General features: G+C 51.1%; 16 protein-coding genes, 3 tRNA genes and 2 other RNA genes. 1 reads left to right on the top strand and 20 read right to left on the bottom strand.

Annotated elements, in window-relative coordinates:
- Window positions 1–12: 12 nt before the first annotated feature.
- Entirely contained in the window at window positions 13–1,074 is a 1,062-nt protein-coding gene (gene nadA / locus MUG06_RS08675; protein ID WP_215847309.1) for a quinolinate synthase NadA, read from the bottom strand.
- A gap of 154 nt (window positions 1,075–1,228) precedes the next feature.
- Complete coding sequence (locus MUG06_RS08680; protein WP_243078322.1) at window positions 1,229–1,714, bottom strand: methylated-DNA--[protein]-cysteine S-methyltransferase; 486 nt, start codon at window positions 1,712–1,714, stop codon at window positions 1,229–1,231.
- 159 nt (window positions 1,715–1,873) lie between these two features.
- On the opposite strand from MUG06_RS08680, the gene MUG06_RS08685 reads away from it, so the two are divergent.
- On the top strand, window positions 1,874–3,322 hold the full coding sequence (locus tag MUG06_RS08685; RefSeq protein ID WP_243078323.1) for an AlkA N-terminal domain-containing protein: 1,449 nt from the start codon (window positions 1,874–1,876) through the stop codon (window positions 3,320–3,322).
- 203 nt (window positions 3,323–3,525) lie between these two features.
- Here MUG06_RS08685 and MUG06_RS08690 read toward each other — a convergent pair.
- The 18 genes from MUG06_RS08690 to sucC form a co-directional block, all read right to left on the bottom strand.
- Window positions 3,526–3,662, bottom strand: a non-coding RNA gene (locus MUG06_RS08690) — RtT sRNA.
- A 44-nt stretch (window positions 3,663–3,706) separates the two neighbouring features.
- A non-coding RNA gene (locus MUG06_RS08695) (RtT sRNA) lies at window positions 3,707–3,843 on the bottom strand.
- Between the two features lie 44 nt (window positions 3,844–3,887).
- Window positions 3,888–3,963, bottom strand: a tRNA-Lys gene (locus MUG06_RS08700).
- A 72-nt stretch (window positions 3,964–4,035) separates the two neighbouring features.
- Window positions 4,036–4,111: transfer RNA gene (locus MUG06_RS08705), tRNA-Lys, on the bottom strand.
- 57 nt (window positions 4,112–4,168) lie between these two features.
- A tRNA-Lys gene (locus MUG06_RS08710) sits at window positions 4,169–4,244 on the bottom strand.
- 165 nt (window positions 4,245–4,409) lie between these two features.
- On the bottom strand, window positions 4,410–5,210 hold the full coding sequence (gene cpoB, locus MUG06_RS08715) for a cell division protein CpoB (RefSeq protein WP_215847312.1): 801 nt from the start codon (window positions 5,208–5,210) through the stop codon (window positions 4,410–4,412).
- Window positions 5,211–5,219: 9 nt separating this feature from the next.
- Window positions 5,220–5,741 (bottom strand): peptidoglycan-associated lipoprotein Pal, encoded by a 522-nt coding sequence (gene pal, locus MUG06_RS08720; RefSeq protein ID WP_215847313.1) that lies wholly within the window; start codon window positions 5,739–5,741, stop codon window positions 5,220–5,222.
- 51 nt (window positions 5,742–5,792) lie between these two features.
- Window positions 5,793–7,088, bottom strand: a complete 1,296-nt coding sequence (tolB, locus tag MUG06_RS08725; RefSeq protein WP_215847314.1) for a Tol-Pal system beta propeller repeat protein TolB — start codon at window positions 7,086–7,088, stop codon at window positions 5,793–5,795.
- Between the two features lie 115 nt (window positions 7,089–7,203).
- Window positions 7,204–8,511 (bottom strand): cell envelope integrity protein TolA, encoded by a 1,308-nt coding sequence (gene tolA, locus MUG06_RS08730; RefSeq protein ID WP_243078324.1) that lies wholly within the window; start codon window positions 8,509–8,511, stop codon window positions 7,204–7,206.
- A gap of 27 nt (window positions 8,512–8,538) precedes the next feature.
- Window positions 8,539–8,970 (bottom strand): colicin uptake protein TolR, encoded by a 432-nt coding sequence (gene tolR, locus MUG06_RS08735; protein WP_215848318.1) that lies wholly within the window; start codon window positions 8,968–8,970, stop codon window positions 8,539–8,541.
- 13 nt (window positions 8,971–8,983) lie between these two features.
- On the bottom strand, window positions 8,984–9,670 hold the full coding sequence (tolQ, locus tag MUG06_RS08740) for a Tol-Pal system protein TolQ (RefSeq protein WP_243078325.1): 687 nt from the start codon (window positions 9,668–9,670) through the stop codon (window positions 8,984–8,986).
- Window positions 9,667–10,071 carry a tol-pal system-associated acyl-CoA thioesterase gene (ybgC, locus tag MUG06_RS08745; protein ID WP_215847317.1) on the bottom strand — a complete coding sequence of 135 codons (405 nt, stop codon included), beginning with the start codon at window positions 10,069–10,071 and terminating at the stop codon, window positions 9,667–9,669. Before ybgC ends, tolQ begins: the two co-directional genes overlap by 4 nt.
- A gap of 196 nt (window positions 10,072–10,267) precedes the next feature.
- Window positions 10,268–10,405 (bottom strand): cyd operon YbgE family protein, encoded by a 138-nt coding sequence (locus tag MUG06_RS22845; protein ID WP_347568898.1) that lies wholly within the window; start codon window positions 10,403–10,405, stop codon window positions 10,268–10,270.
- Between the two features lie 132 nt (window positions 10,406–10,537).
- The gene (cydX, locus tag MUG06_RS08755) at window positions 10,538–10,651 is read right to left on the bottom strand and encodes a cytochrome bd-I oxidase subunit CydX (RefSeq protein WP_215847318.1); all 114 of its coding nucleotides are present in this window, start codon (window positions 10,649–10,651) and stop codon (window positions 10,538–10,540) included.
- Between the two features lie 15 nt (window positions 10,652–10,666).
- Entirely contained in the window at window positions 10,667–11,806 is a 1,140-nt protein-coding gene (gene cydB, locus MUG06_RS08760) for a cytochrome d ubiquinol oxidase subunit II (protein ID WP_243078326.1), read from the bottom strand.
- 11 nt (window positions 11,807–11,817) lie between these two features.
- Complete coding sequence (cydA, locus tag MUG06_RS08765; RefSeq protein WP_243078327.1) at window positions 11,818–13,389, bottom strand: cytochrome ubiquinol oxidase subunit I; 1,572 nt, start codon at window positions 13,387–13,389, stop codon at window positions 11,818–11,820.
- Window positions 13,390–14,004: 615 nt separating this feature from the next.
- Window positions 14,005–14,880, bottom strand: coding sequence for a succinate--CoA ligase subunit alpha (gene sucD / locus MUG06_RS08770; protein WP_215847320.1), 876 nt, complete (start codon window positions 14,878–14,880; stop codon window positions 14,005–14,007).
- Window positions 14,880–16,046 (bottom strand): ADP-forming succinate--CoA ligase subunit beta, encoded by a 1,167-nt coding sequence (sucC, locus tag MUG06_RS08775; RefSeq protein ID WP_215847321.1) that lies wholly within the window; start codon window positions 16,044–16,046, stop codon window positions 14,880–14,882. Before sucC ends, sucD begins: the two co-directional genes overlap by 1 nt.
- Window positions 16,047–16,110: the final 64 nt, after the last annotated feature.

Raw genomic sequence — 16,110 nt, forward strand, 5'->3', positions numbered from 1 at the left:
GAAAGAGACGCATCAGGCGTTTCCTTTCACTTTAAGTTTGAGTTCCGCTGCAAAGGATAGCATGCGATTCAACGGCAGCAATGCCGCTTCTCGTAATCCAGCATCAACATGGATTTCATGGGTTTTCCCACCAAATTCCAGGCTTTCTGCTATGGCTTTGAGGCCGTTCATCGCCATCCACGGACAGTGCGCACAGCTGCGGCAGGTTGCGCCCTCACCTGCAGTCGGCGCTTCCAGCAGCTCTTTATCCGGCACAGCTTGCTGCATTTTGTAAAAAATACCGCGATCGGTTGCGACAATCATTTGTGGATGCGGCAGGCTTTTCGCCGCCTGAATCAGCTGGCTGGTCGAGCCAACGGCATCAGCCAAATCAACAATGGCCTGAGGTGATTCGGGATGAACCAAAACCGCTGCATCAGGATAGAGCGCTTTCATGCGCTGCAGCGCTTGGGTTTTGAATTCGTCATGCACGATACAAGCACCTTGCCAGCACAGCACATCAGCACCCGACTTTTGTGTGACATAGCGGCCCAAATGACGATCGGGTGCCCAAATGATTTTCTCACCCAAGCTATCAAGGTGTTCAATCAGTTCTACCGCAATGCTTGAGGTAACAACCCAGTCAGCGCGCGCTTTTACTGCCGCCGACGTATTGGCGTATACCACAACAGTCCGGTCAGGATGCGCATCGCAGAAAGCATTGAACTCCTCAATGGGGCAACCCAGATCCAGCGAACATTCCGCCTCTAAAGTGGGCATCAAGACGGTTTTTTCCGGGCTAAGGATCTTTGCTGTTTCACCCATAAAACGCACACCCGCTACCAGCAGCGTGGTGGCTGAATGATTACTGCCGAAACGGGCCATTTCAAGTGAATCGGAAACACAACCGCCGGTCTCTTCAGCCAGCGCCTGGATTTCAGGATCGGTATAGTAATGCGCCACCATCACCGCATTGCGGGCCTTGAGTAACGTTTTGATTTTTTCGCGATAGAAAGATTTTTCATCATCGCTTAAACGGGCAGGTTTGGGCGGGAATGGGTAAATGGCGCTCTCAGGATCGAACATTACACTCATGACACAGCTCTCGTTTTATGAAATTAACGATAATCGCCTTTTAAGACGACTAATGGCGCTCATTCCGCCCTCGTGTTTTATATGCTAAACACGATAACGGAAAAGCCCCTGAGTGTCGTGCTTTTTGTGTTCATGTTTTTAACAATGCGAGACGCTACGCGCTTGCCGGAGTTTCAAGTTGCAACAGAAATGCTTTAACATCGAGCCCGCCCGCAAAACCGGTTAGCTTGCCGTTTGCGCCAATGACCCGGTGACATGGCGCGATAATAGAAATGGGATTTTTACCGTTTGCTGCACCCACGGCACGCATAGCGGCGGGATGGCCGATTTGCTCGGCAATCTGACGATAGCTGCGCGTTTCACCAAACGGAATCGCCACCAGCGCCTGCCACACTTTCTTTTGAAACTCTGTGCCAGTGAAATCGAGTGCTAACGTGAAGCGTTGGCGCGTGCCGGCAAAATATTCCAGCAACTGAGTTTGCGCTTCACACAACATGGGATGGTGATCGTTGCGTTCCAGCGGCGCCAGGCGTACGCGTTTAGGATCGTCGTTTTGCCATAATATGGCCGCCAGCCCATGATCGCTGGCAACCACCTTGAGTTCGCCAACCGGCGTTACAACAGATTTGTAGTAGTACATGGTTTTTCTCCCGCCAATGTTATGCCATGCATTATCGCACTTTTGTCTCAGCAAACTGGCTGTTTTCGGCCATCACGATAAACTGTTGTGCTGTCCGAAAACAGCCAGTTTGCTACAGGATTGCGGAGGTAAACTGCGTTTTATTTGTCGGAGACGTTCATGCTCAATCATGATATGGCTTACCAGGCGCTAACCTCGCGAGATACGCGTTTTGATGGCGTTTTTTTTGTTGGTGTGACCTCAACCGGCATTTATTGTCGTCCGGTCTGTCCGGTGAAGGCACCCATGCAAAAAAATTGTTTGTTCTTTGCCAGCGCAGAGGCAGCTGAGAAAGCGCATTTTCGTCCCTGTTTGCGCTGTCGGCCTGAGCTCGCGCCCGGTAATGCACCCGTGGATAATTCCCATCGCGTAGCCGATCGTTTGGTTCAGCGCATTGAAGAAGGTTTGCTTGAAGAACATGGCGGCCTGGATGAAATAGCGGCTGAGTTTGGTCTGAGTTCTCGTCAGTTAAGGCGCATCGTTCAGCAAGAGCTGGGTGTTTCGCCGTTAGAGCTAAAGCAGACGCGCCGGATGCTGTTAGCCAAACAGCTCCTGACTGAAACCCGTTTGCCCATCATTGATGTCGCTTACGCCAGCGGTTTTAGTAGCCTGCGCCGATTCAATGATGTGTTTCAGACGCGCTACCGCATGACGCCGAGTGCGTTACGCAAAGAGGTTACTCAACCTGCCCAACGCCATTCTGGCGATACCGCAACATTACGCCTCAGCTATCGGCCGCCTTACGACTGGCAAGCGATGCTCACTTTTTTGCAATTACGGCTAATGAAAGAGGTCGAGGCGGTTGAAGGTAATATTTATCGCCGTACGGTGGCATTGGGGAAATATCGTGGCTGGATCAGCGTTTCTCATCTGCCGGCGAAAAATGCTCTACTGGTTGAGTTCACGACGTCATTAACGCCTGTATTACCTGCCCTGCTGCGTAGGTTACGTGACTTGTTTGATTTGAATGCGCAGCCGCTGCTGATTGCAGCTCATCTGCGGCAGGATCCTTTGCTGATTGATAGCATCAACCGTTTTCCCGGTTTGCGCGTTCCGGGTGCCTTTGACGGCTTTGAGTTAGGCGTCAGAGCAATATTAGGCCAGCAGATCACGGTAAAAGCCGCAACGACCTTAAGCAGCCGCTTTGCTCAAGCTTTTGGTGAGCCATGCGTAACGCCTTTTGCCGATTTGTCCCGCTATTCTGCTCAGTCACAACCCGTTGCCGTTGCCACAATAGATGATATTGCCAGCATGGGGATTGTCAGCGCGCGTGCTAAAGCCATTCTCGCCTTCGCTAACGCCTGTATGACCGGGACTTTAAGGTTCAACGCAACGTTGACACCAGAAGAAATCATGGCGCTGCTGGTGAGCCTGCCAGGTATTGGTCCTTGGACAGCAAACTATATTGCCATGCGCGCGTTACGCTGGCCCGATGCCTTTCCGAAAGAGGATATCGCGATTCGTAATAACCTGGGCGGTCTGACACCTCGGGTTGCGGAAGAGCGTTCACAGCAATGGCGGCCTTGGCGCAGTTATGCGGTGATGCATATTTGGAAGAGCTTGTCGTAAATGGGATCGTTCCTTTTTAATGGGCTCGTTTTCTCTTGAGGTCATTGAGGGAGTCGGCTTTTTAATCGAAGTAAAGTCAGGCATAGACGACCCGATCGCAAAGGAATTTCATATTCATGTAGATCGTCCATCTCTCATTCTGCACGTTTGAGAGCTGTGCAGCAGAAACAAAAAAAGCGCCTGAAAGGCGCTTTTCTCTGAATTGGTGGGTCGTGCAGGATATGCCTCGGCCCTTCCGGGGCCTTGCCCTGCGGGTGATGCTGACGCATCAGCCTGAATCGCTCCCGGCGATTCAGTCGAACCTGCTGCAGATTCTCATCCTGCACGTTTAAGTCCTGTGCAGCAGAAACGAGAAAAGCGCCTGAAAGGCGCTTTTCTCTGAATTGGTGGGTCGTGCAGGATATGCCTCGGCCCTTCCGGGGCCTCGCCCTGCGGGTGATGCTGACGCATCAGCCTGAATCGCTCCCGGCGATTCAGTCGAACCTGCTGCAGATTCTCATCCTGCACGTTTAAGTCCTGTGCAGCAGAAACGAGAAAAGCGCCTGAAAGGCGCTTTTCTCTGAATTGGTGGGTCGTGCAGGATTCGAACCTGCGACCAATTGATTAAAAGTCAACTGCTCTACCAACTGAGCTAACGACCCGATGTCGCTTACAACCGCTCAAACAATCCGTTTCAAATTATCATTCAAAACAAACACAGTTTGTTTATTAGATGGTGGGTCGTGCAGGATTCGAACCTGCGACCAATTGATTAAAAGTCAACTGCTCTACCAACTGAGCTAACGACCCATCTAAGGTTGTGAAGCAATGCTGAAGTCATCTCTTAAGGAACATGTCCGGAGAAGATGGTGGGTCGTGCAGGATTCGAACCTGCGACCAATTGATTAAAAGTCAACTGCTCTACCAACTGAGCTAACGACCCATCTTCAGGCTTACCAGACACATCTGCAATGTGTCCCGGCAACGGCGGCATATATTACTGATTTACCGAGGTAGCACAACCCTTTTTTCTTTAAAAAGGTTTGATTGCTCACCTTTCATTCGGCAAGACCAGAAATCAAACGATATCCGGTCTGACCTGCAACAATTACAATCCAGAAAGACGTTTTTGTGCTTGTTTAGCCGACTCGGTGTTCGGATAAAGTTTGATCACCTGCTGGAAAACGGCTTTGGCTTTTGCCGTGTCGTTTTTCTCTTGCATGATGACGCCAACCTTAAGCAACGCTTCTGAAGCCTTAGGTGATTTTGGATAATTCTTTACCACGGTGGCGTAATAATAAGCGGCGTCGTCCTTTTTCCCTTTGTTGTAAAACAACTGGCCTAGCCAATAATTGGCGTTAGGCTGATAAGTGGAATCAGGGTAACGCTTTACCCATGCCTGAAGCGCGGTAATTGCCTGGTCGTACTGTTTTTTCTCAAGAATCAACGCAACCGCAGCATTGTAATCGCTATTAGCATCGCCGCTTTGTACAGGCGCGCCTGTAGAGGCCGCTGCGCCCGTATCAGCGCCTGTGCTAGCTGCGGCAGCAGAATCAGCGTTCGCATCACCAGCCGCCGCCTGTTGCCCGCCATTGCTATTGCTGCTCAGACTGTCGATCTGTTGATAGATCTGTTTCTGACGCTCAACAACTTGGTTCAACTGATAGGTGTTTTGCTGGATTTGCCCACGCAGCGAGTCAATATCGCTTTGGTTGTCGCTCATTTGCTGCTGCAGTTGTTGCAAAAGCTGAGCCTGAGCATTCGAGATTCGTTCAAGAGTGGTGACACGGTCTTCGACCGAGCCGGAGCCAACGCTACTGATTGACGCTTGGGCATTAGCGGCCCAAGGGACCGCTACGCCAATCAGTAACGACAGACTCATTAGATGACGTCTGAAGTTACTAACCATGTGATTCTCTTAGTAGACCAGAACTGCACGACGGTTTTTAGAATAAGCTGATTCGTCATGACCTAAGACGGCTGGCTTCTCTTTACCGTAAGAAACGATAGACATTTGGTCAGCAGAAACGCCTTTACCTTGCAGGTACATTTTAACGGCGCTAGCACGACGCTCGCCCAGGGCGATGTTGTATTCCGGCGTACCGCGCTCATCCGCATGACCTTCGATGGTCACTTTGTATGATGGGTTGCTACGCAGGAAAGAAGCGTGCTGATCCAGCATCTGAGCGTAATCAGACTGAACGTCATATTTGTCCAGGCCGAAGTACACGATGTTGTTCTGCTGCAGCTGTTGCATCTGCAGACGCGCTTGCTCGTCAGAAGACATGTTGCCGCTGCCGTTTGCGCCAGCACCGTAAGCACCATCAGCGCCGCCCATGCCGGTCTGATCGTTGTTGTTGTTTTTGTGTGAGCTACAAGCCGCTACAGCCAAAACCGGCAGAGCCAGCAGTAAACCCTTCAGCACTTTGTTCAGTTGCATTTCTTAAATCCCGTTATTGTTTATTGTTTGTGATGCCTGTTTTATCAGGCATTACAGATACGGCGACCAGGCAGGAAATTTGACCTGTCCATCAGTAGCCGGAAGACGCGCTTTGAAACGTCCGTCGGTTGAAACCAACTGCAACACGGAACCCATCCCCTGAGTAGAGCTATAGATTACCATCGTGCCGTTCGGTGCCAGGCTCGGCGTTTCATCCAGGAACGTGTCCGTTAACGTTTGAACGGCTCCCGTTTCCAGATCTTGTTTGGCGACGTGTTGAGCACCACCGTTGGTGCTAATCATCACCATAGATTTGCCATCAGTAGCGACATCCGCATCCTGGTTCTGTCCACCTTCCCAGGTAATACGCTGCGGCGCTCCGCCATTAACGCCAATCTTGTAAATTTGTGGTGCACCCGCCTGATCGGAGGTATAAGCCAGCGTCTGGCTATCCGGGAACCAGGTAGGCTCGGTGCTGTTGTAGCGACCATCGGTCACTTGACGTGTCTGACCAGACGCTAAATCCATCACATACAGGTTAAGGCTGCCGGTTTTCGACAAGGCGAAAGCGAGCTTAGAACCATCAGGAGAGAACGCTGGCGCACCGTTGTGACGTGGATAAGAAGCAACCTGACGGATTGCACCGTTAGAGAGCGTCTGTACTACCAGCGCTGATTTACCACTTTCAAAGGTCACGTAAGCAACTTTGCTGCCGTCTGGAGACCAGGCTGGCGACATCAGCGGCTGTGGTGAACGATGCACAACAAACTGGTTGTAGCCATCGTAATCAGCTACGCGCAGCTCATAGGGGAACTGGCCGCCATTCGTCTGTACGACATAGGCGATACGCGTACGGAAGGCACCTTTGATACCGGTCAGCTTCTGGAACGTTTCATCACTGGCGGTATGAGCCGCATAACGCAGCCACTGCTTAGTGATTTTGTAAGAGTTCTGAGCCAGCACGGTTCCCGGTGCAGCACCGGTATCGACCAACTGATAAGAAACTTGATAGCTGCCATCTGGGTTAGATTGAACCTGACCGACGACAACGGCATCAATACCTAATGCGCTCCATGCAGCTGGCTGCACTTCCTGTGCGCTGGTTGGCTGCTGTGGAAGACGTGAACGATCAAGCGGATTAAATTTACCGCTGTTACGCAAGTCTGCTGCGACGATACCACCGATATCTTCCGGTGCAGCGCCAGCGCCAGCCCATTTAAACGGAACCACACCAATTGGACGCGCAGTATTGACGCCTTGGGTGATCTCAATGCGAACTTCTGCATGCAGCACAGCTGCCCACAGTAATAGAAAAAAGCTTAACGATACGCGAAGTGCTTGCTTCATTTTCTCTCCCTTATCTGAACCTCAGTCCACGATAATTGGCACTGTTCCTGGAAACCATGAGTACAACTAAAATACGGCAAGCTAACCTTAGATCAACCTGCCATAAGTTACTGCATTATTGCGGCCTAAAACGCATAGGTGCGTTTTTAAACACTTCATATACCGCGGGTGAAGGCGGTTTTGGAATGCGTGCTTGCTTCGCCGCTGCGATTGCAGCCTGGCATAATGCGGGATCACCGCCTTCTGCCTTAACGTCAATCAACAAGCCATCTGGCGCAAGTTTAATACGTAAGTCACAGCTCTTTCCGCGATACAGATCCGCATCATAGAAACGGCTCTGAATTGCACTGGTGATTTGACCCAAATAGGCGTTCACTTCTGCACCTGAAGCACCGGCTTTCTTCTGATTCCCCTGCCCTGCTGCGCCGCCTGAAGCGCCACTTTTCGGTGCATTCTTACCTGAAGTTAAGCCACCTAATAAATCATCAACATCGCTGTCATTCTTCGCGGCTTCTGCAGCGGCTTTCTTCTTGGCGTCAGCTGCCGCTTTCGCTTTAGCAGCAGCATCCGCTTTGGCTTTCGCTGCGGCATCGGCTTTTGCTTTGGCATCAGCTGCCGCTTTCGCTTTGGCTTCTGTTGCGGCTTTTTCTTTAGCCTCTTCAGCAGCCTGAGCTTTAGCTTCCCTGGCTTCTTCAGCCGCTTTTTCTTTGGCCTCCTGCGCAGCTTTCGCTTTTGCATCCGCAGTTGCTTTGGCTTTCGCCTCCGCATCAGACTTCGCTTTAGCAGCAGCGGCGGCTTTTGCTTCCTCAACCGCTTTTTCCTTCGCGGCAGCAGCAGCAGCGGCTTTTGCCTGTTGATCAGCCTGTTTTTTAGCGTCGGCGGCCGCTTCCTTAGCCTGCTCTTCAGCTTTCTGTTTAGCGTCTGCGGCCGCTTTGGCCTGAGCATCTGCCTGTGCTTTAGCATCGGCTTTCGCTTTGGCGGCCGCGGCTTCGGCAGCTTTTTGCTGCTCCTGAGCTTGCTTAGCCGCAGACTCAGCCGCTTTCTGCTGCTCAGCCTGCTGTTTAGCCTGTTCCTTTGCTGTTTCCTGCGCTTGCAAACGCTCTTTCTCTAACTCTTTCAAACGCTGCTGCTCGGCGGCCTGCTTCTGCTGAAGCTCTTCAGCCTGCTGCTGCGACTGTTTTTTACGCTGCTGCTCAGCACGTTGGCTGTCGCTTTGCTGATTTTGCTGTCGGTTGAACTGTTCCACTACCGCACCAGGATCGACCATTACTGCATCGATATCGCTGCCGCCACCACCGCCGCTGGCTTCAATGTGCTCATTGAATGAGCTCCATATCAGCAGCGCGATCAGCACGATATGCAGAACCACCGATACAATTATCGCGCGCTTTAACTTCTCGTTTTGCTCGGTTGCCTTCGACACTCTCGGTTCCCAAAAAACGGTTCGATTTTAAATCGGCTGCGTCATCAAACCGACAGATTTAACACCCGCTTGGTGCAGCAGATTAAGCGCTTTGATGATTTCGTCGTAAGGCACTTCTTTCGCACCCCCGATCAAAAACACGGTCTTTGGATTGGATTCCAGTCGACGCTGCGCTTCACTGATCACCTGCTCAGGCGGCAATTGTTCCATGCGATCGTGATCCACCACGAGGCTGTATTGACCGACGCCTGACACTTCAACAATTACGGGCGGATTATCATCGCTGGAGACGGTTTTCGAATCCGTTGCATCCGGTAAATCCACTTCCACGCTCTGGGTAATAATGGGTGCCGTCGCCATAAAAATCAGCAGCAGCACCAGCAGGACGTCCAGCAGCGGAACAATGTTGATTTCCGACTTCAGTTCGCGGCGACCACCGCGACCACGCACTCTGGCCATCATTAACCTCTATTTACTTAGCGCTTTCGCTGGAGAATGCCTGGCGATGCAGGATGGCGGTGAACTCTTCCATAAAGTTGTCGTAGTTCTGCTCCAGTTTATTGACGCGCTGATTGAGTCGGTTAAAAGCCATCACCGCAGGGATTGCGGCGAACAAGCCGATTGCTGTAGCGATCAACGCTTCTGCGATACCCGGCGCAACCATTTGCAGGGTTGCCTGCTTCACCGCACCCAAGGCGATAAAGGCATGCATGATCCCCCAAACAGTCCCGAACAGGCCGATATAAGGGCTGATTGAACCCACGGTACCCAAGAAAGGAATGTGATTTTCCAGCGACTCTAATTCACGGTTCATAGAAATACGCATAGCACGGCCAGCCCCTTCAATGACCGCTTCAGGTGCATGACTATTTACCCGATGCAGGCGCGCAAACTCTTTGAAACCCGAATAAAAAATTTGCTCGGATCCAGAGAGTTCATCACGGCGGCTCTGACTTTCCTGATACAGGCGAGAAAGCTCAATACCGGACCAGAATTTATCTTCAAACGCTTCTGCTTCGCGCCCCGCCGCGTTCAAAATACGTGTACGCTGAATGATGATCGCCCAAGAGGCAATCGAAAAGCCGATCAAAATCAACATGATAAGTTTGACCAGAAGGCTCGCCTTCAGGAACAAATCAAGAATGTTCATGTCAGTCACTGCTTGAACTCCGCGACAATAGACTTGGGAAGCGCAATCGGCTTCATTAGATGTGGGTTTATGCAGGCAATCAGGACTTCTGCTTCATTGAGCACTTTACCTTCTGCATTCACGATACGTTGCGTGAACGTCATCGTCGCTCGCGTCATTGAAGTCACTTCACTTTGAATTTCAAGAAGATCATCAAGACGTGCCGCCGAAAGATAGTCCACCGTCATACGCCGCACCACAAAAGCAATTTGCTGTTCTAACAGCACCTGCTGATTGAAATGATGCTGACGCAACATTTCGGTACGTGCTCGTTCATAAAAAGCGATATAGCTGGCGTGATAAACCACACCACCGGCATCGGTGTCTTCGTAGTAGACCCGAACCGGCCAGCGAAACAGCGTTGTACTCACTCTACATCCCGGCCTCGTTTTAAACGTTGCTACTATACGCAAGACAATTCGGGTTTGGAATGGGTGTCCAGAGCCAAGAGAAAATAATTATCAGTCCGTAACAATCGGAACTATTTAAGGGAGGTTTATTGACCAAATGCTGACAAATAATCACCGCCAGCCTCGATTTTGCTTAGAAAAGCCAGCGATAAATGGGCTAAAAGGAAAGGAATGATATAACCCATGCCGCTAAGGGTGAAAATAGCGCCTGCCAACGGGTTTGGCTGGGACGAAAATCGATACCGTGATTAACCACCGTGCAAACCGCCCAAATCATCAAAAAAACGTGCCTCATGATGGACACCTGCTGCGAAGCGCGAAGGCGCCCACCTCACACATCCGACTAACAGCAAAGCCAGTATTCAAGAAAGGGCCCGAAACGGGCCCTTGTCTATTAGACGCTATAACGTCCGACTCAGCTGGCACATCAGGCGTGATCGTCTTCTGCAGCACGCTCTTCTATATGCTCAATCGCCAGCGCGGTGATGATTCCAAAGGCGCAAGCCAGCAGCGTGCCGAGAATCCAGGCAAAATACCACATGCGTCGTCTCCTTACTCAATACAGCGAGTGCGTGTTGCTCTCGATGTGTTCTTTGGTAATGCGACCAAACATTTTGTAGTAACACCAGGCGGTATACGCGAGGATCAACGGAACAAAAATGGCCGCGGCGAAAGTCATAATTTTCAGTGTCAGCAAGCTGGATGTGGCATCCCAAAGGGTTAGGCTGATGTCCGGCACCGTGCTGGAAGGCATAATGAACGGGAACATCGCAATACCTGCAGTCATGATCACGCACGCTAATGTCAGCGAGGAGAAGATAAATGCCCATGCACCTTTCTCAAGGCGTGAACAAATAATCGTCAACAGAGGCAGCAACACGCCCAGTAATGGGAACAACCACAACGTCGGCATGCTTTCAAAGTTAACCATCCACGCCCCCGCTTCGCGCACCACTGTTTTACCCAACGGATTAGACGCTGCATGATGATCAATGAGGCTCTTCACTACATATCCGTCGATACCGTATTTCACCCACAGGCCAGCAAGCACGAAACAGACCATCATCACCAGCGCGGCTATCTGCGCAGCAGCGCGTGAACGTACATGCAGTTCACCGGTGGTGCGCATTTGCAGGTAAGTGGCACCTTGCACCAGAATCATTGCCACACTGATCACACCCGCCAACAGGCCGAACGGATTAAGTAGCTGGAAGAAATTACCGGTATAAAACAGGCGCAAATATTCATCTGCATGGAACGGCACGCCTTGCAGCAGGTTGCCGAAAGCCACACCAATCACCAACGGCGGTACAAAACTGCCGATGAAAATGCCCCAATCCCACATACCACGCCAGCGCATATCTTCTATTTTCGAACGGTAATCAAAACCTACCGGACGGAAGAACAACGATGCCAGCACCAGGATCATCGCGACATAGAAACCAGAAAACGCAGCGGCATAAACCATCGGCCAGGCAGCAAACAGCGCGCCGCCTGCAGTGATCAACCAAACCTGGTTGCCATCCCAATGGGGGGCAATGCTGTTAATCATGATACGCCGTTCGGTATCAGTGCGGCCTAACACCCGCGTTAACATGCCCACGCCCATATCAAAGCCGTCGGCAACAGCGAATCCAATCAGCAAGATGCCAATCAGCAGCCACCAGACAAAGCGTAGAACTTCGTAATCAAACATGGTTGTTCTCCTTATCCACGCACCGGCTGAGAAAGAGTTGTCATTTCTTCATGGTGATAACGTCCGGTTTTCAGGCTGCTTGGCCCTAGTCGCGCAAACTTGAACATCAAATACATTTCGGCCACCAGGAACAGTGTGTACAGACCGCAAATCAAAATCATTGAGAACAAAAGATCGCCGACGGTCAGAGAGGAATTCGCGACTGCCGTTGGCAATACTTCACCAATTGCCCAAGGCTGACGCCCATATTCTGCGACAAACCAACCGGCTTCGATCGCAATCCATGGCAGCGGAATGCCATACAGCGCCGCTTTCAACAGCCAACGATTTTTGCCGATGCGATTACGAATCACACTCCAGAACGACAGCCCGATAATGCCTAACAAGAGCACGCCGCTGAGTACCATGATGCGGAAGGAGAAATAGAGTGGCGCAACGCGTGGAATCGAATCTTGCGTCGCTTTCTGAATTTGCGCTTCTGTCGCATTCGCGACGTTTTCGGTATAGCGCTTCAGCAGCAGGCCATAACCCAGATCCTGTTTACTGTTATTGAAGGCTTCGCGTACTGCTGGATCCTGACTTCCGCCGCGTAGCTCATTCAGCAAGGCATAGGCTTTCATGCCGTTGCGAATGCGGACTTCATGTTGCACCAGCAACTCTTTCAGGCCGGTTACCGGCGTGTCCACCGAACGTGTAGCGATAAGCCCAAGCAAATAGGGAATTTGAATCGCGTATTTGTTTTCTTGCGTTTCCTGATCAGGCAAGCCAAACAGTGTAAAGGCTGCTGGCGCAGGCTGGGTTTCCCATTCTGCTTCAATGGCCGCCAGTTTGGTTTTCTGTACGTCACCCATTTCGTATCCGGACTCATCACCCAATACGATCACGGATAATATCGCCGCCATACCAAAGCTCGCCGCAATAGCGAACGATCGCTTAGCAAAAGCCGTATCGCGCCCTTTCAGCAGATACCATGCGCTGATCCCCATAACGAACATCGCGCCTGCGGTATAGCCTGCCGCCACGGTATGTACGAATTTCACCTGCGCAACCGGATTCAACACCAGCTCAGAGAAGCTCAGCATCTCCATGCGCATGGTTTCAAAATTAAACTCGGAGGCGATTGGATTCTGCATCCAGCCATTCGCGACGAGGATCCACAGGGCGGACATGTTTGATCCCAGCGCCACCAGCCAGGTGACCGCCAGATGTTGCACTTTGCTTAGCCGGTCCCAGCCAAAGAAGAACAAGCCGACGAAAGTAGATTCCAGAAAGAATGCCATCAAACCTTCAATGGCCAGCGGCGCCCCGAAAATATCGCCAACATAGTGTGAATAGTAGGACCAGTTAGTCCCGAACTGAAACTCCATGGTCAGACCGGTCGCCACCCCGAGCGCAAAGTTGATACCAAACAACTTGCCCCAGAACTTGGTCATATCTTTATAGATTTGTTTACCACTGAGAACGTAGACCGTTTCCATGATTGCCAGCAGAAACGCCATACCCAGCGTTAAAGGGACAAACAAGAAATGGTACATCGCCGTCAAAGCAAACTGTAAACGCGACAGCTCGACGATATCTAGCATAATGACTCCTTGCTCCTCGCATACCCCTTTTTAGCCGCGTAAAAAGGCACTAAATAAGAGTCAGGAACGACTGATTATTAATTCCAGTTTTGTTATTGGCAGAACAGGTAAAAGTGCTGCCTGATAAAGGCGAATAACGAGACTTATAAACCCTGAAAAGCGTCAATACAGGCCGATTATTTAAACGGATGTGAGAAAAGTGGGGGGAATTTGATAGCACCCCATATTTCAGCAAATGTTTGAATCTTTTTATAAAAGGCTGGATTGATGCAGCGCAATTTAAGCCTTTAACGTTGCGCTTTTCCAGCAATAAACTTTTTTATAAGTCGCCAATAATTGATCTGGATTAACGCATTACATTTCCGAATAGTGTCAGGTAATCTGGTTGTTAAAAAAGTGTCAGTAATGATTGGATTTATTTGGAAACGTATTACTTTTAACCCTTTTTATTAACGCCCGTTTTCTCTATGAAAACCGCACAAAATTAATAGCGCACTGAAATAGGAAAGGTGAATAACATGCGGTTGCATTTAACATTCGCCTGTTTTGACGGGCAACTTAAAAAGGCAAAAAAAAAGCCACCCGAAGGTGGCTTGATGTCGCGAAAATTAAAGTTTATTTCGCTGGCAGAACCGCTTTGACGGCGTCGCCGATGTCAGCCAGGCTGCGAACGGTTTTCACGCCAGCTGCTTCCAGCGCGGCAAATTTCTCATCCGCCGTTCCTTTACCGCCAGCAATGATGGCACCTGCGTGGCCCATACGTTTACCTTTAGGCGCTGTCACACCCGCGATATAACCTACAACTGGCTTGGTGATATGCTCTTTGATAAATGCAGCCGCTTCTTCTTCTGCACTGCCGCCGATTTCACCGATCATCACGATCGCTTCAGTCTGCGGATCATCCTGGAACATTTTCAAGATGTCGATGAAGTTAGAACCTGGGATTGGGTCACCGCCGATACCGACGCAAGTCGACTGGCCATAACCGATGTCGGTGGTCTGCTTAACCGCTTCATAAGTCAGCGTACCGGAACGTGAAACAATGCCCACGCGGCCTGGCTGATGAATGTGGCCAGGCATGATACCGATCTTACATTCGCCTGGAGTAATCACGCCCGGACAGTTTGGTCCGATCATGCGTACGCCAGCTTGATCCAGCTTCACTTTCACGGTCAGCATATCCAGCGTTGGGATACCTTCAGTGATGGTGATGATCAGTTTGATGCCCGCGTCGATCGCTTCCAGGATACCGTCTTTACAGAACGGAGCTGGAACGTAGATCACGGTGGCAGTTGCGCCCGTGGCTTCAACCGCTTCGCGTACAGTGTTAAACACCGGTAAACCGAGATGCGTAGTGCCGCCTTTGCCTGGCGTTACGCCGCCAACCAGTTGCGTACCATAAGCCAACGCCTGCTCAGAGTGGAATGTGCCCTGTCCGCCGGTGAATCCCTGGCAGATAACTTTGGTGTTTTTGTCGATCAAAATGGACATTATTTACCCTCCGCAGCAGCAACAACACGCTGTGCCGCGTCTGTCAGGCTGGTTGCTGCAATGATGTTCAGACCGCTGTCCGCCAGTTTCTGCGCGCCCAGCTCGGCGTTGTTACCTTCCAGACGTACCACCACTGGCACGTTCACACCCACTTCAGCCACTGCGCCAATGATGCCGTCGGCAATCAGGTCACAGCGCACAATGCCGCCGAAGATATTAACGAACACGGCTTTAACCGCATCGTCAGACAGGATGATTTTGAAGGCTTCGGTAACGCGTTCTTTGGTTGCGCCGCCGCCAACATCAAGGAAGTTAGCAGGTTGACCGCCGTGGTGTTTAACGATGTCCATGGTGCCCATTGCCAGGCCCGCACCGTTAACCATACAGCCGATGTTACCTTCCAGCGCAACATAGTTCAGTTCCCACTGCGTAGCATGTGCTTCACGTGGATCTTCCTGACTTGGGTCACGCATTTCGCGCAGCTCAGGCTGACGGAACAGTGCGTTGCCATCAGCGCCCAATTTACCATCCAGGCAGATCAAATCGCCTTGTTTGGTGATCACCAGTGGGTTGATCTCAACCATCGCCAGATCGCGTTCCAGGAACAGATTCGCCAGACCCATAAAAATTTTGGTGAACTGGCTCACTTGCTTGCCGCTCAAACCCAGTTTGAACGCCAGCTCACGGCCTTGATATGGCAGTGGCCCGGTTAACGGATCAAGCGCCATTTTGTGAATCAAGTGTGGGGTTTCTTCCGCCACTTTCTCGATTTCCACGCCACCTTCAGTCGATGCCATGAAGATCACGCTGCGGGTTGCGCGGTCAACCACGGCACCCAAATAAAGCTCTTGATCAATGTCTGTTGCTGCTTCAACCAAAATCTGGTTTACCGGCTGACCGTGAGCGTCAGTTTGGTAAGTTACCAGACGCTTGCCGAGCCAATGTTCAGCAAACGCACGAATCTCTTCTTTACTGTTAACCAACTTCACACCGCCCGCTTTACCGCGGCCACCGGCATGAACCTGACATTTAACTACCCACGGTCCTGCGCCAATTTTAGACGCTGCTTCTTCCGCTTCACGTGGTGTAGTACAGGCGTAACCCGTTGGTGCCGGCATGCCATACCGTGCAAACAGCTGTTTCGCCTGGTATTCGTGTAAGTTCATGATGTTCTATCCATTCAGGTCTGAAAAGAGTAATAAGGTTGGGCGCGCCGTAACGCGCCCGATG

Source organism: Pantoea sp. MQR6 (genome assembly GCF_022761075.1).
Classification (GTDB): Bacteria; Pseudomonadota; Gammaproteobacteria; order Enterobacterales; family Enterobacteriaceae; genus Pantoea; species Pantoea phytostimulans.

Bases quoted from the DNA above. Each gene is read 5' to 3' on its own strand.
- nadA (WP_215847309.1), bottom strand. From the start codon at position 1,074: ATGAGTGTAATGTTCGATCCTGAGAGCGCCATTTACCCATTCCCGCCC.
- MUG06_RS08680 (WP_243078322.1), bottom strand. From the start codon at position 1,714: ATGTACTACTACAAATCTGTTGTAACGCCGGTTGGCGAACTCAAGGTG.
- MUG06_RS08685 (WP_243078323.1), top strand. From the start codon at position 1,874: ATGCTCAATCATGATATGGCTTACCAGGCGCTAACCTCGCGAGATACG.
- cpoB (WP_215847312.1), bottom strand. From the start codon at position 5,210: ATGGTTAGTAACTTCAGACGTCATCTAATGAGTCTGTCGTTACTGATT.
- pal (WP_215847313.1), bottom strand. From the start codon at position 5,741: ATGCAACTGAACAAAGTGCTGAAGGGTTTACTGCTGGCTCTGCCGGTT.
- tolB (WP_215847314.1), bottom strand. From the start codon at position 7,088: ATGAAGCAAGCACTTCGCGTATCGTTAAGCTTTTTTCTATTACTGTGG.
- tolR (WP_215848318.1), bottom strand. From the start codon at position 8,970: ATGGCCAGAGTGCGTGGTCGCGGTGGTCGCCGCGAACTGAAGTCGGAA.
- MUG06_RS22845 (WP_347568898.1), bottom strand. From the start codon at position 10,405: ATGAGGCACGTTTTTTTGATGATTTGGGCGGTTTGCACGGTGGTTAAT.
- cydX (WP_215847318.1), bottom strand. From the start codon at position 10,651: ATGTGGTATTTTGCCTGGATTCTCGGCACGCTGCTGGCTTGCGCCTTT.
- cydB (WP_243078326.1), bottom strand. From the start codon at position 11,806: ATGTTTGATTACGAAGTTCTACGCTTTGTCTGGTGGCTGCTGATTGGC.
- cydA (WP_243078327.1), bottom strand. From the start codon at position 13,389: ATGCTAGATATCGTCGAGCTGTCGCGTTTACAGTTTGCTTTGACGGCG.
- sucD (WP_215847320.1), bottom strand. From the start codon at position 14,880: ATGTCCATTTTGATCGACAAAAACACCAAAGTTATCTGCCAGGGATTC.
- sucC (WP_215847321.1), bottom strand. From the start codon at position 16,046: ATGAACTTACACGAATACCAGGCGAAACAGCTGTTTGCACGGTATGGC.